Origin of the sequence: Streptomyces sp. NPDC048291, assembly GCF_043201715.1 — a bacterium.
GTDB lineage: Bacteria > Actinomycetota > Actinomycetes > Streptomycetales > Streptomycetaceae > Streptomyces.
In genome coordinates this window covers 310,192-324,068 of sequence record NZ_JBICZC010000009.1, presented here as the reverse complement: position 1 = coordinate 324,068, position 13,877 = coordinate 310,192, and the positions used below count along the sequence as shown (strand labels likewise).

Sequence of the window (13,877 nt, the reverse complement as noted above, 5' to 3'; positions counted from 1 at the left end):
CCGGGGGTACCGGGGAGTCTCCCGGGCCGGCTCAGCACCCGGGGCCCCCTTCGTGCACGTCGTACGTACCCGACGCTACCGCGAGCAGCCGGGCTGCCTTCAGCTCGGTCTCCCGCCATTCCCCCTCCGGGTCGGAACCCCAGGTGATCCCGGCGCCGGTGCCGAACCGCAGCGCGTCGCCGTCGCCGGACCGGTCGATCCAGAAGGTACGGATGCCGACGGCCAGCTCCCCGGTGCCCCGGTCCGCGTCCACCCAGCCGATGCCGCCGCAGTAGGGGCCGCGCGGCGCGGTCTCCAGGGCCTCGATGATCCGCAGGGCGCTCGACTTCGGCGCGCCGGTGACCGAGCCGGGCGGGAAGGCCGCGGCGAGCAGTTCGGGCCAGCCGGCGTCGGGGCGCAGCTCGCCCCGGACCGTGGAGACGAGGTGGACCAGTCCCGGGTGCTTCTCCACGGCGCACAGGTCGGGGACGGTCACCGTGCCGGTGGCGCAGACCCGCCCGATGTCGTTGCGGACCAGGTCCACGATCATCACGTTCTCGGCGTAGTCCTTCTCCAGCAGGTCCGCCTCGGTGCGGCCGGTCCCCTTGATGGGCCCGCTCTCGACGGTCCGCCCCGTCCGGCGCAGGAACAGCTCGGGCGAGGCGGTGGCTATCTCCACGCCGTGCGCCGGGAGGCGAATCGTTCCGGCATACGGTGCCGGGTTGCCGCGGGCCAGCAGCGCGGTCAGGTCGTCCACGTCGGCGTCCGGGCCGGCCGGCGCGGACAGCACCCGGCAGAGGTTGGCCTGGTAGACCTCGCCGGCCGCGATGTGCGCACGGATCCGCCGTACCGCCGCCGTGTACGCGGTGCGGTCGAGGGACGACGTCCAGTCACCGGCCGCCGGGCCCCGCCACCGTCCCGGCACCGGCGCGGGCACCGGCTCCTCCCGTACCCGGCCGAACCGGGCGCAGGTCAGCCGGCCCTCGAAATCCGCGCAGACGGCCCAGAAACCGGAGGAGTCGAGGGCCGCGGGATCGCTGGTCACGTCGAGGAGGCCGGTGGCGACGCGGTCGCCGAACCGGGCGAGAGGAGGGTGGTGGGGAGCGCGATGGAGCACGTCGTCGAGTCTATGGCGAGTGTCCTCGGGGTGGCCCGGGCATGTCGCCAAGGGGGCCCTGACCACGTCATCGGCCGGGACCGGCGCAGCACGCTGCGCAAACGCGTTTTTGTGCTGGCCGGGGAATCCGCTAGAGTTCAACACGTCGCCGGGACGCGAGAGCGGACCGAAACGACAGGCGGACGTAGCTCAGTTGGTAGAGCGCAACCTTGCCAAGGTTGAGGTCGCGAGTTCGAGCCTCGTCGTCCGCTCGAAGGAACCAGGGGTCTTCCCGATCCCCTACACTCCTGGTGGAGTGGCCGAGAGGCGAGGCAACGGCCTGCAAAGCCGTCTACACGGGTTCAAATCCCGTCTCCACCTCCAAGGACGATTAGCTCAGCGGGAGAGCGCTTCCCTGACACGGAAGAGGTCACTGGTTCAATCCCAGTATCGTCCACTGGATCTTGGCCGGAAGGCCGTGGATCTGTCCCGCGCGATTAGCTCAGCGGGAGAGCGCTTCCCTGACACGGAAGAGGTCACTGGTTCAATCCCAGTATCGCGCACGCAGTGCTCGTGATCTTCGGATCACGACCCCGAGGACGATTAGCTCAGCGGGAGAGCGCTTCCCTGACACGGAAGAGGTCACTGGTTCAATCCCAGTATCGTCCACACAGCAAAGAGCCCCGGCCGTCTCGACGGCCGGGGCTTCTTCGTGCGCTCAGCTGGAGAACAGCATGTGCGCCCAGCTCTTGTTGCCGTGGTGACCATGGCCGCCGTAGTGACCGCCGTGACCGCCGCCGTGGTGGCCACCGCCGTGCGGGGCGCCCCAGGCCGGCGCGGGCGGGGCCGGGTACGCCTGCGGAGCCGGCGGCGGCATGGGCTTGGACCACTGCGCCTCCAGCTGGGTCAGCGCCTCCAGCTCGCCGTAGTCGAGGAAGATGCCCCGGCAGCCGCTGCACTGCTCGATCTGGACGCCGTTGCGGTTGTAGGTGTGCATCGGCGCATGACACTTCGGACACTGCATGCTCGGCTCAACTCCTCGCCGGTAAAAACTGCTTCACGTTCTTCCAGGACAGACTCCGTCCGACCCTGGCCGGTTGCAGCCTACTTCGGGAAATCGTGCGCCAACCCGGCCGGACGAAAGGTCATTCCGGTGCCATTCGGGCGCAAGCGTCGATCAGGGCCTGCTCCACCTCGTCCAAGGGGCGCTCCGCCGCGATCGCCTTCGCGAGGTAGCGCGCGCCGGTCTGGACGGTGAGGGCGCGGGCCGGGACGTCCAGCGCGGGCCAGGGGTCGCCGTCCTCCGGTACGGCAGGACCGCCGGCCGCGCGGTACGCGGTGAGGAAACGGGTCCACTCGTCGGGCGGGAGGAGACCGCAGGCGTACCAGGAGGCGGGGCGGGCGAGGTCCCAGGCGGGGACGCCGACGCCGAGATCGTCCACGTCGATGAGCCGCCACGGGCCGTCCGGCGCCGGGTGCCGGACCAGCTGGCCGAGGTGCAGGTCGCCGTGGCAGAGGGTGCGGGGGCCGGGCATCGGGGCCTCGGCGCGGGCCCAGGGCGGCAGCGCGGACCAGGCGCGCAGGAGGGGCGGGGCGGCGGGGTGGGCGCCCGCGCCTGCTAGCGCCTCCCTGAGCCGGGCCATCGCGTGGGCCGCCTTGACGGGGCCGCGCATCGGCGGTGCGGCGGGGGTGGGCGGGGTGCGGTGCAGCAGGGCGAGGAGGGTGGCGGCGGCTTCCCAGGGGGCGGCCTCCGGAGCGTCGGGGTCCACGGGGGCGCCGTACGGCCAGAGGGTGACGGGGCGGTCGTCGACGAAGGCGGCCGGCGCCGGGGCGAGGGGCGGGAGGAACACGTCGGGGAGGGCGGCGGCGGTGGCCAGGCGGCGGGTGAGGGCGGTGGGGTCGGTCGCGGGGGCGTGGGCCTTCGCGACGGTTTCCGCATGGCGGAGGACCGTGGTGTCGGGGCGGTGGGCGAGGGTGGCGGTGCCGCAGGTGCGGGGGCAGGGGGCCGCGTCGGGGTGGGCGGCGGCTCTGACCTGGGCGGTCAGCTGGGGCAGTACGTCTGCGGTCATGGGGTCCCCCGGGAGATGCGGCTGCGGTGAGGGTACGTGGGTGCGGTGGGCCGGGGTGGGGGCTGAGGTGGGGGTGGGTGTCGCTCGCCCGCGCTTGCGGGGTGCCGCCGCGCCCACCCGTGCCGCCCTGGGGGCACCTCCCAGGCCCTTAAGGCACTGGGGGAGGCACGCCTGCCCGCAGTTACGTTTTCAGGGGCGCGGGGAACTGCGCGACAAGCCCCCACCGGCCCGCACCCGACGACGTACGCACCGGCCCGCAGAAAAAGCAATGCCGGCGCAGCTCCCCAGCTGCGCCGGCATTTTGCCGTCCGCCGCACCCCCGTCCCCACGGGGTTTCATGGGTGGATGTCCCCGCCCGGACCGCTCTTCCGGGCCTGGGGTCGCCGCTCAGCGCCCCAGCATCACTCCCACGGACGACGCCTGTGTGGCCACTGTCTCCCAGCCGTCGAAGACGACGAGGAGCAGGACCGCCAGGGGAAGGGCCATCAGCGTCGCCACCAGTGGGTGACGGCGGCCCTGTCGGCGAGGGCGGGTGGTGTGTGTCCGCTGTGCCGTAAGAGCCATGGTCCCTCTCCTGACCGTTCAGTTGTCGTTGGCAGCGGCGGGTGTCTGACCTCGGGGGACGAGTGCTGCACCCGCCGCTTGACCTCAAATCTAGGCGCGGGCCGCCTCGCGGACGTCATGCCCTCGTACCGAATCGCGGGCCTCCGAGAGGATGAGCCGTGACCTGCGGTCTACTCCCCTGGGTGGAGACGGGTCCTGCGTCTCGTCCTACCCCTCGGGGTCTTCCCGGAGGGGGTGCCCGGTCCTTCCCGGTTTTTCCGAGCTGTCCTCCCGGGGCACCGGCTGCTCCACGAGGGCCAGGACCCTGGTCGCCATGAAGCGGGCGGTCCGGACGACGGCGCCGTTCCGCGTGACTTCGCTCACTTCCACCACCCCTCGCCGTACCGCCGTCTCCACCCGGCGGCCCGCCCTGCTCGCCACCACCTCGTAGGTGCGGGTGGTGTCGCCGGCGTCCACGACTATCTCCACGCGGTCACCCTTCACAGCATCAATCCCCCTTCTGTGACGGCTTGTTGGAGCAGACGGGTACTCAAAGGCGCCGATAACGGTGCCTTCCTGACCACTCCTCAAGTCTCCCACCCGGCACTGACAATCCATCCGGCCGAGAGGGCGCGGCCTCTGCGCACGGGCGGCCCGGTAAACGTAAGCTGTGCCACGTCAGACGGACCGGGCAGCGGGGATGAACATGGCGATGATGCGCCTGAGGCGCGAGGACCCGCGCGTCGTCGGCTCGTTCAGGCTTCACAGAAGGCTCGGCGCCGGCGGGATGGGCGTGGTCTACCTCGGCTCCGACAAGAAGGGGCAGCGGGTCGCGCTGAAGGTGATCCGGCCCGATCTGGCGGAGGACCAGGAGTTCCGGTCCCGCTTCGCCCGCGAGGTCTCCGCGGCCCGGCGGATCAGGGGCGGCTGCACCGCGCGGCTGGTCGCGGCCGACCTGGAGGCCGAGCGGCCCTGGTTCGCCACCCAGTACGTGCCCGGTCCCTCGCTGCACGACAAGGTCGCCGACGACGGCCCGCTGGGCGCGGCGGACGCGGCGGCGGTCGGCGCGGCGCTCTCCGAGGGCCTGGTCGCCGTGCACGAGGCCGGGGTCGTGCACCGGGATCTCAAGCCGTCGAACATCCTGCTGTCCCCGAAGGGGCCGCGGATCATCGACTTCGGTATCGCCTGGGCCACCGGGGCCTCCACCCTCACCCACGTCGGCACGGCGGTGGGCTCCCCCGGGTTCCTCGCGCCCGAGCAGGTGCGCGGGGCGGCCGTCACCCCGGCCACCGACGTCTTCTCGCTCGGCGCGACCCTCGCCTACGCCTCGACCGGTGACTCGCCCTTCGGGCACGGCAGTTCCGAGGTGATGCTCTACCGCGTGGTCCACGAGGAGCCGGCGCTGCACGGGGTGCCGGACGCGCTGGCCCCGCTGGTGCGGGCCTGTCTGGCGAAGGACCCGGAGGAGCGGCCGAGCACGCTGCAGCTGTCGCTGCGGCTGAAGGAGATCGCCGCGCGCGAGGCGCAGGGGCTGGCCGACGTACGGCCGCCCACGCCGCGTGCCGCGGAGGCGGACCGGCCCACCGGACGACTCACCGACACCTACTCGACCTACCCGGATCCGCAGCGCACCCAGCGCCGGCCGCAGTCCTCGTCGGGCTCGTCCGGCGCGCCGGTGCGGGGCAACGCTCCCTCGCGCGGCGGCAGCGGCGCGCGGCCGGCCGGCGGGGTGCCGTCCCGGCCGAACGGCGCCCGCCCCACGCCCGCCCCGCGCGGCAACGGCACCCGGCCCGGGAACGGGACCGGGACCGGGAACCGGCCCGCCTCGCGCGGTGGCAACGGGCGCCCGGCGCCGCGTCCCACCGGCACCGGACGGCGGCCGGCCAATCCCCGGCTGCTGCGCCAGCGGCTGTTCGTGTTCGTCGTGGTGACCCTGCTGGTGGCGCTGGGGATCGCGCTGGCCCAGGGCTGCTCCGGGCCCGCGCACGGGATGGGTGTCCCGGGTGGCGGGGGCACCTCCCCGAAGGCCGTGTCCCTCAGGGAGTAGCGGCCCCCGGGAAGTGGCGGGGCAGCGGTCCTACGCCTCGGGGCGGCCGGTGGTCACCGCGTAGAAGGCGACCGCGGCCGCCGCGCCCACGTTGAGGGAGTCGACGCCGTGGGACATCGGGATGCGCACCCATTCGTCGGCGGCGACCAGCGCCTGCGTGGAGAGGCCGTCGCCCTCCGCGCCCAGCATCAGGGCGACCCTGTCCATCCGGTGCGGGGCCGCCTCGTCCAGGCTGCGGGCCTTCTCGTCCGGGGTGAGGGCGAGCAGCGTGAAGCCGGCCTCGCGGACCGAGTCCAGCCCCTTGGGCCAGCTGTCGAGACGGGCGTACGGCACGGAGAAGACCGCGCCCATGGAGACCTTGACGCTGCGCCGGTAGAGCGGGTCCGCGCAGTCGGGCGACAGCAGGACCGCGTCCATGCCGAGGGCCGCCGCCGAGCGGAAGATCGCGCCGATGTTGGTGTGGTCGTTGACCGACTCCATGACGACGACCCGGCGGGTGGTGCGCAGCAGTTCGGTCGCCGTCGGCAGCGGTTTGCGCTGCATGGAGGCGAGGGCGCCGCGGTGCACGTGGTACCCGGTGACCTTCTCGGCGAGCTCCGGGCTGACCGCGTAGACGGGGGCCGGTAGTTCGTCTATGACATCGCGCATGACGTCGACCCACTTGGCGGACAGCAGCATGGAACGCATCTCGTAGCCCGCGTCCTTCGCCCTGCGGATGACTTTCTCGCCCTCGGCGATGAACAGACCCTCGGCCGGTTCGCGCTTGCGGCGCAACTCGACGTCGGTCAGGCCCGTGTAGTCGCGGAGGCGCGGGTCGTCGGGATCCTCAACGGTGATGAGATCGGCCACAGGGTGATACTGCCTTGTCCTGGGTGGGGTGCCAATGGTCTGGGGCGGGTTGTGTTACCCGGGGTTACGCCGGTCCCGTTCAGGGCGCCGTCCGCGGGCCGACGTTCACGACCTCGCCGATCACGATGACCGCCGGGGGTTTCACTTCCTCCGTGACGACGACCTCGGCGACCGTGGCGAGGGTCGCGTCGACCCGGCGTTGAGCGGCCGTCGTGCCTTCCTGGACCAGGGCCACCGGGGTCTGCGGGGACTTGCCGTGCGCCACCAGGGTCTCCGCGATCTTCCCGATCTTGTCGACGCCCATGAGGACGACGAGGGTCCCGGTCAGCTTCGCGAGGGACGGCCAGTCGGCCAGCGAGCGCTCGTCGTCCGGGGCGACGTGGCCGCTGACCACCGTGAACTCGTGTGCGACGCCCCGGTGGGTGACCGGGATGCCCGCGGCGGACGGTACGGAGATCGAGCTGGAGATGCCGGGGACGACCGTGCAGGGGATCCCGGCCCCGGCGAGCGCCTGGACCTCCTCCATGCCCCGGCCGAAGACGTAGGGGTCGCCGCCCTTCAGCCGTACGACCGACTTGCCCTGCTTGGCGTGCTCGATCAGGGCGTTGTTGATGGCCTCCTGGGCCATGTAGCGGCCGTACGGGATCTTCGCCGCGTCGATCACCTCGACGTGCGGCGGGAGTTCGGCGAGCAGGTCGCGGGGGCCGAGGCGGTCGGCGATGACGACGTCGGCGGCGGCGAGCAGGCGACGGCCGCGGACCGTGATCAGGTCGGGGTCGCCGGGGCCGCCGCCGACCAGGGCGACGCCGGGGGTGCGGGTGCGGTGGTGGGGGGCGACGAGGGTGCCGTCGCGCAGGCCCTCGACGACGGCGTCCCTGATGGCGGCGGTGTGGCGGGGGTCGCGGCCACGGGCGTCCGTGGTGAGGACGGCGACCGTGACGCCCTCGCTGTGGCCGGTGGCCGGGGTCCAGGCGGTGGCCTGGTCGGCGTCGTCGGAGCGCACGCACCAGACGCGGTGGCGCTCGGCCTCGGCGGAGGCGGCGGTGTTGGCGGCGGGGTCGCTGGTGGCGATCAGGGCGTACCAGGCTTCGCCGAGGTCGCCGTCCTGGTAGGGGCGCCTGGTCCAGGTGAGCTCGCCGGCGTCGGCCATCGCCTCGACGGAGGGGGTGGCTTCCGGGGAGACGAGGGTGATGTCGGCGCCGGCCGCGATGAGGGCGGGGAGGCGGCGCTGGGCGACCTGGCCGCCGCCGAGGACGACCACGCGGCGGCCGGCGAGGCGGAGGCCTACGGGGTAGGCGGGGTGTTCGGCCATGAGGTGCGGCTCCTCTGTCGGCGGCGGCGGTAGCCCTGACGTGCAGATTTTACTGGGCGGGTGGTTGTGGGCGGCTCGGGTGTCCGGTGGCTGGGCTGCGGGGCCGGGTGCAGGGCTGTGGGCGGTTGTGCCCACCCGTTCCGCCCTGCGGAACGCCTGCCCACAACCACGGGTCGGCCGACAGGAGCCCGGCACTGCCGTCCCGCCCGGCGGCCCGGCGGCCCAGCGGCCCAGGGCCAGTAGCCCCCAGGCCCCAGCCCCCAGCCCCCAGCCCCCAGCCCCCAGCCCCCAGCCCCCAGCCCCCAGCCCCCAGCCAGAGGAAACCGGCGGAGTCGCCTCTCGGCAACCGGCGGCCGAGTTCGACCTCCAGCCGCCGTAGGCCTACGGCGGACGAGCGAGCACCGTCGCCCCACGGCCGGTGACCGACCACCGACCACCGGCAACTCGCGGCCGGTGACCGACCACCGACCACCGGCAACTCGCGGCCGATGACCGACCACCAACCGCCAGCGACTCGCGACCGATGACCGGCGGCAGGCGGCAGGCGGCAGGCGGCAGGCGGCAGGCGGCAGGCGGCAGGCGGCAGGCGGCAGGCGGCAGGCGGCCGAGGATCGGCGGCAAGCGGGGCGCCGCCGATGCCAGGGCGCTCGTCCCTACTTCTCCGTGACGCCGGCCGAGTCGAACGTCGCCACCTCGTGCATGGCCCTCGCCGTGCTCTGGACCAGGGGAAGAGCGAGCAGGGCGCCCGTGCCCTCGCCCAGGCGGAGGTCGAGGTCGACCAGGGGGCGCAGGCCCAGCTTGTTCAGGGCTGCCACGTGGCCGGGTTCCGCGCTGCGGTGGCCGGCGATGCAGGCGGCCAGGACCTCGGGGGCGATGGCCCGGGCCACCAGGGCGGCGGCGCCGGCGCTGACGCCGTCGAGGATCACCGGCGTACGCAGGGACGCGCCGCCCAGCAACAGGCCCACCATCGCCGCGTGTTCGAAGCCGCCGATCGCGGCCAGGACGCCGATCGGGTCGGCCGGGTCCGGCTGGTGGAGCTCCAGGGCGCGGCGGACCACCTCGGTCTTGCGGGCGAGGGTCTCGTCGTTGATGCCGGTGCCGCGGCCGGTGACCTCGCCGGGGTCGGCGCCCGTGAAGACGGAGATCAGGGCCGCGGACGCGGTCGTGTTCGCGATGCCCATCTCACCGGTGAGGAGTGCCTTGTTGCCGGCGGCCACCAGGTCGCGGGCGGTCTCGATGCCCACCTCGATGGCCTGCTTGGCCTCCTCGCGGGTCATCGCGGGGCCGGTGGTCATGTCGGAGGTGCCCGCGCGGACCTTGCGGGGCAGCAGGCCCGGCGTGGCGGGCAGTTCGGCCGCGACGCCGACGTCGACCACGCAGACCTCGGCGCCCACCTGGCTCGCGAACGCGTTGCAGACCGCTCCCCCGCCGAGGAAGTTGGCCACCATCTGGGCGGTGACCTCCTGGGGCCAGGGGGTGACGCCCTGGGCGTGCACTCCGTGGTCGCCGGCGAAGATCGCGACGGCCGCGGGCTCCGGGATCGGCGGCGGGCACTGCCGGGACAGGCCGGACAGCTGGGCGGAGATGATCTCCAGCATGCCGAGCGCGCCGGCCGGCTTGGTCATCCGCTTCTGCCGTTCCCAGGCCTCGCCGAGCGCCTTGGCGTCCAGCGGGCGGACGCTGGCGACGGTCTCGGCGAGCAGGTCGTGCGGGTCCTCGCCGGGCAGTGCGCGGCGGCCGTACGTCTCCTCGTGGACGACCCAGGACAGCGGGCGGCGCTTGGACCAGCCGGCCTGCATCAGCTCGGGCTCGTCCGGGAACTCGTCGACGTAGCCGACGCACAGGTAGGCGATGACTTCGAGGTGCTCGGGCAGCCCCAGCGCGCGGACCATCTCGCGCTCGTCGAAGAAGCTGACCCAGCCGACGCCGAGGCCCTCGGCGCGGGCGGCGAGCCAGAGGTTCTCGACGGCGAGGGCGGCGGAGTAGGGCGCCATCTGCGGCTGGGTGTGCCGGCCGAGGGTGTGCCGGCCACCGCGGGTCGGGTCGGCGGTGACCACGATGTTCACCGGGGTGTCGAGGATGGCCTCGATCTTCAGTTCCTTGAACTGCTTCGCGCGGCCCTTGGGAAGCGACTTGGCGTAGGCGTCACGCTGGCGCATGGCCAGTTCGTGCATCGAACGGCGCGTGTCGGCCGAGCGGATGACGACGAAGTCCCAGGGCTGGGAGTGGCCGACGGAGGGCGCGGTGTGGGCGGCCTCCAGGACGCGCAGCAGCACCTCGTGCGGGATGGGGTCGCTGCGGAAGCCGTTGCGGATGTCACGGCGTTCGCGCATGACCTTGAGGACGGCCTCGCGCTCGGCGTCGTCGTAGGCGGGTGCGGCCGGGCCGGTGGACTGACGTGCTTCTGCCACGGGGGCCGTGCTCTCTTCCTGGTCGGCGGCCCTGGTGTCCAGGTCCTCCGCTTGCTGTACGACGTCGGGGTGCTCCGGCAGCGGAGCGGGCTCGGCCTCCCGGGGCGCGGGGACCGTCGCGGCCTGCTCGGGCAGCGGCTCGCCGCCCTGGTCCTGGGCGGGCAGGACCAGCGGGTGGGGCGGGGTGGGGGCGAGGTGCGGGGTGGTCGGCACCTGGCCGTCGACGGCGACGAACTCACCGAGGGGGTGGTCCGGGGCCGGTTCCGCCGGGGTCGCCCCGGGGGCGGGCACCGGGCTCTGGGTCTGCGGGCCGGCGAGGGGGACGCCGACCGGCCGGGCGGGCTCGGCGGGGTGCGACTCGGGGGTCTCGGCCGGCTGCGGTACGGCGGCTGCCGCGGGTACGTCGGCCGCGGCGGGCGGGATGACCTGCCCGGCCTCCGGCACGGCCGGCGTGAGCGGCTCCGCCGGCTGGGGGACCTCGGCGACGACGGGCCCGGGGGCTGCCGGGGCGGATTCCTCGGCTGCGTCCTCGGCGGGCTGCACCGGCGCGGGCGGCACGGCGGGCACCGCCCGGCCGGGCTCGGCCACGGCGGCTTCCGCAGCCGGGACGGATTCGGGCGCGACGACTTCCGGCGCCACGACGTGCGGTGCGACGGCGTCTGTCAGGACGGCATCCGGTACGACGGCGTGCGCTACGACCTGGTGCGCTACGACCGCGTCCGGTACGGCGGCGACGGCTTCCGGCGCCGGGCCCGGCCCGGGCACCACGGGGTCCGTGCCCTGCTCGGCTCCGGCCGGCGCCACGGGCTGCTGCTCCGGCGCGGTCACCACGGCCTCGGCGACCGTTTCCGGCTCCACGGGCGGGTGGCCGGGCTCCTCCGGGACCGGCGGGTTGCCGTCACCCGCGGTCACGTCGGCGCCGGGCGCCTGCGTGGCCTCCGGACCCGGCACGCCCGTCGGGACCATCTGTGCCGGCACCGCGTCCGGACCCTGCGGAGCCTGCGGAACCCCGGTGTTCCCGGGAGCGTCCGGGAAGTGCGGAGCCTGCGTCGTCCGAGCGACGCCCGGCGCCGGAACGGCCAGGGGCACCATCGGCTCGGCCGCCGGCCCCGGAACCCCGCCGCCGACCGGCTGGGCCGCGCCCTGCGGACCGTACGCGTTCTCGTGCTGCACGCCGAGCACGCCGACGCCGGCCGCGGGTGCCTGCTGCTCGACCGCGGTGCCCGTGGCCACGGCCGCCGTGGCGAGCCGGGCGACGGCCGCCTGGGCGGCGCCGGCCGGGTCGGGGGTACCGGGCTCGTGGGCGACCGCGGGCTGCGGCTCGGGCTCCGGAACAGCGGGGGCGGCCGGGACGACGGGAGCCGGAGCAACCGTTTCGGCAGCCGTGGCCTGTGCGGCCACCCGGGGCACCGGAGCGGCCTGCGCGACTGCCTGCGGTACCGCCTGCGGGGCGCCCCAGGGCGCGGCGGACTGCGGTACCGCCTCGTGCGGCGGCTGGACGTCGAGGTACTCGGGACCGGCCGCCGGAACGCCCGGCTGCCGTACCGGCACGCCGGCCGGGCCGCGGTCGGCGAGGGAGCGGACCGGGCTGGTGGAGGCGTCGGGGATCGGCGGGCCGAGGTGCAGCGGGCGGCGCGGCGCCGGTGCGGCGGCCGGGTCGTGCGGCACGGAGAGGATCGGCGACGCCGGTACCGAGTTGGGCAGCCGGACGGACGTGAGGTCGACCGAGCCGCTGTCCCGGCCGTCCGTCTCGTGCGGGCCGGGCTCGTGGACGGTCTCGACGACCGGTTCCGGGGCCGGCGGCGGCACTTCGTTGCCCCAGGCGCCCTGGGCACCCGGGAGCAGCAGGTCCTCTTCGTCCTCGGCAGGCGACTCGGAGAGGTAGGTGTACGCGCCGTGCGCGGGAACGCCCGGCTGTTCCACCATGCCTGCGCTCTCCGGCAGTCCCTCGCCCGGGACCTGGCCGGTGTCCGTCATGCGTACCCCTCGCCCATCGGTTAGTGCCTTCTACGACCAGCTCGCCCGGGGCGGCGCACCGACCGCCCCGCAGTGAAGAACGAGCGTGCGTGCCCAGCGGCACGAACGACCCGCCAGAAAAGGCGACAAAGCCATTCAGTGGCATTGTCCCGGCCGTTCGACCGTCGCGACAGCGTGATCCGCGACAGCCCGCTGTGGACTGCGCCACGTTGCGCGTCCCCGGTTCTGCCGTACCACACCCACCCCAAAAGGGGCGCGTTTTCCGGACATTGGCGAACGAATTTCCGGGCCACCGGTGCGGTGCAGCGATCGGCCAGCCTACCGCGCGCAGTATGACAACAGGATCACGGGGCGCGCTCGGGGAGAACACCGCTGAGCAGGAACGCGACGTTCCGCTCGGTCTCCGTCCAGGCCCTGGTGTCGAGTTCGACGGACTGCAGCAGGGCGCATTCGACGTCGTATCCGTGCTCGGTCAGGTCGCGGCCGATGAGTTCGGCCGCGTCCCGGGTGGCGGCGTGCGCGACGATGCGCTGCGGACGGCGGTCGGCGACCGCGGAGACCACGGCCGCTCCCCCGCCGCCGACCCGGACGACGTCGGGCTCGGGCAGGTTCTCCAGCACGTGCGGGGCACCGCCGTGCACGATCTGGAGCTGGACGCCGAACTTCCGGGCCGCCGCCTCGCTGCGCACGCAGGCCGCGAGGTCCCGGTCGACGGCGATGACGGCGGCTCCGGCGCGCGCGGCCTCGGTGGCGAACGCGCCGCTGCCGCAGCCGATGTCCCAGACGAGGTCGCCGACCCGGGGCCCGAGGCGGGCGAGTTGGGCGGCCCGCAGCAGATCCGTCTCCCCTTCGCCGAGCGGGGCGCCGTCGCCGTACTCGGCGTCGGGCCGCACCCAGCCGCGCGGGCCGGTGGCCGGATCACGGCCGGCGATCCAGCCGCCGCCCTCGGGTGCCGTCACCGGTCCGGTCGTGCCGCCGATGACGATGACGACGTTGGGGTCGCGCCAGGCGTGGTCGGCGGCCTTGTCGGAGGTGACGACGTGGACCTGCTCGCGATCGGTGCCGAGTTCCTCGCAGATGACGAAGGTGCGGTGGACGCCCTCCATGAGGAGGCCGAGTTCGGCGGGGCCGGCGCCGGGTGAGGTGAGGACGGCGACCTTGGTGTGGGCGCGGCACACATTCACCGCGCGTCGCAGGGTGCGCCGGTGTGCGACCACCACCTGTGCGTCGTCCCAGGGCATGCCGGCGCGGGCGAAGGCGGCGGCCACCGAGGAGACGGCGGGGACGACCTCGACCTCCAGGCCGAACTCGGGTGCGCGCAGGGTCCGTACGACGCCGAAGAAGCCGGGGTCGCCGTCGGCGAGCACCACGGCGGTGCCGCGGTGGCCGGTGATGCGGCGGGCGGCGAGGGCGACGCTGCCGAGGCGGATGCGTTCTGCTCGCGGCGGCACCTCGGGCAGTTCCAGGTGGTGGGCGGCGCCGGCCACCAGGGTGGCGGCGCCCAGGGCGGAGCGTGCCGCGGCGGTCAGCGGCGAACCGTCCCAGCCGATCACCGTGACGCGGTCGGCCATAGTCGTCGGTCTCCAGGGTGTTT

The 13,877-nt window shown here is 74.2% G+C and carries 9 protein-coding genes and 5 tRNA genes; 6 read left to right on the top strand and 8 right to left on the bottom strand.

The window, feature by feature from the left end; translation table 11 throughout:
• Positions 1–31: 31 nt before the first annotated feature.
• Positions 32–1,096: a chorismate-binding protein gene (locus ACGF5O_RS25550; RefSeq protein ID WP_393812180.1), complete on the bottom strand. Its 1,065-nt coding sequence runs from the start codon at positions 1,094–1,096 to the stop codon at positions 32–34.
• Between the two features lie 178 nt (positions 1,097–1,274).
• Between ACGF5O_RS25550 and ACGF5O_RS25545 the strand changes: the two genes are divergently transcribed.
• The 5 genes from ACGF5O_RS25545 (at position 1,275) to ACGF5O_RS25525 (ending at position 1,744) form a co-directional block, all read left to right on the top strand.
• Positions 1,275–1,347: transfer RNA gene (locus tag ACGF5O_RS25545), tRNA-Gly, on the top strand.
• Between the two features lie 38 nt (positions 1,348–1,385).
• Positions 1,386–1,459 (top strand) — tRNA-Cys (locus ACGF5O_RS25540).
• Between the two features lies 1 nt (position 1,460).
• Positions 1,461–1,532: transfer RNA gene (locus ACGF5O_RS25535), tRNA-Val, on the top strand.
• Between the two features lie 34 nt (positions 1,533–1,566).
• Positions 1,567–1,638, top strand: a tRNA-Val gene (locus ACGF5O_RS25530).
• Positions 1,639–1,672: 34 nt separating this feature from the next.
• Positions 1,673–1,744: transfer RNA gene (locus tag ACGF5O_RS25525), tRNA-Val, on the top strand.
• Between the two features lie 49 nt (positions 1,745–1,793).
• Here the strand turns inward: ACGF5O_RS25525 and ACGF5O_RS25520 are convergent.
• The 3 genes from ACGF5O_RS25520 to ACGF5O_RS25510 all read right to left on the bottom strand — a co-directional run bounded on the left by ACGF5O_RS25520 (position 1,794) and on the right by ACGF5O_RS25510 (position 4,191).
• A complete protein-coding gene (locus ACGF5O_RS25520) occupies positions 1,794–2,099 on the bottom strand; it encodes a zf-TFIIB domain-containing protein (protein WP_366353165.1) in 306 nt (101 codons plus the stop codon).
• A 121-nt stretch (positions 2,100–2,220) separates the two neighbouring features.
• On the bottom strand, positions 2,221–3,144 hold the full coding sequence (locus tag ACGF5O_RS25515; RefSeq protein ID WP_393812179.1) for a phosphotransferase family protein: 924 nt from the start codon (positions 3,142–3,144) through the stop codon (positions 2,221–2,223).
• 771 nt (positions 3,145–3,915) lie between these two features.
• Positions 3,916–4,191: a hypothetical protein gene (locus tag ACGF5O_RS25510; RefSeq protein ID WP_294001445.1), complete on the bottom strand. Its 276-nt coding sequence runs from the start codon at positions 4,189–4,191 to the stop codon at positions 3,916–3,918.
• Positions 4,192–4,387: 196 nt separating this feature from the next.
• Between ACGF5O_RS25510 and ACGF5O_RS25505 the strand changes: the two genes are divergently transcribed.
• Complete coding sequence (locus ACGF5O_RS25505) at positions 4,388–5,734, top strand: protein kinase (protein WP_393812342.1); 1,347 nt, start codon at positions 4,388–4,390, stop codon at positions 5,732–5,734.
• 30 nt (positions 5,735–5,764) lie between these two features.
• On the opposite strand, the gene ACGF5O_RS25500 is transcribed toward ACGF5O_RS25505, so the two are convergent.
• The 4 genes from ACGF5O_RS25500 to cbiE form a co-directional block, all read right to left on the bottom strand.
• A complete protein-coding gene (locus tag ACGF5O_RS25500; RefSeq protein WP_393812178.1) occupies positions 5,765–6,583 on the bottom strand; it encodes a TrmH family RNA methyltransferase in 819 nt (272 codons plus the stop codon).
• A gap of 79 nt (positions 6,584–6,662) precedes the next feature.
• A complete protein-coding gene (gene cobA, locus ACGF5O_RS25495; protein WP_393812177.1) occupies positions 6,663–7,895 on the bottom strand; it encodes a uroporphyrinogen-III C-methyltransferase in 1,233 nt (410 codons plus the stop codon).
• A 653-nt stretch (positions 7,896–8,548) separates the two neighbouring features.
• Positions 8,549–12,283 carry a nicotinate-nucleotide--dimethylbenzimidazole phosphoribosyltransferase gene (gene cobT / locus ACGF5O_RS25490; protein ID WP_393812176.1) on the bottom strand — a complete coding sequence of 1,245 codons (3,735 nt, stop codon included), beginning with the start codon at positions 12,281–12,283 and terminating at the stop codon, positions 8,549–8,551.
• A 344-nt stretch (positions 12,284–12,627) separates the two neighbouring features.
• Positions 12,628–13,854 (bottom strand): precorrin-6y C5,15-methyltransferase (decarboxylating) subunit CbiE, encoded by a 1,227-nt coding sequence (gene cbiE, locus ACGF5O_RS25485; protein ID WP_393812175.1) that lies wholly within the window; start codon positions 13,852–13,854, stop codon positions 12,628–12,630.
• Between the last annotated feature and the right edge of the window lie 23 nt (positions 13,855–13,877).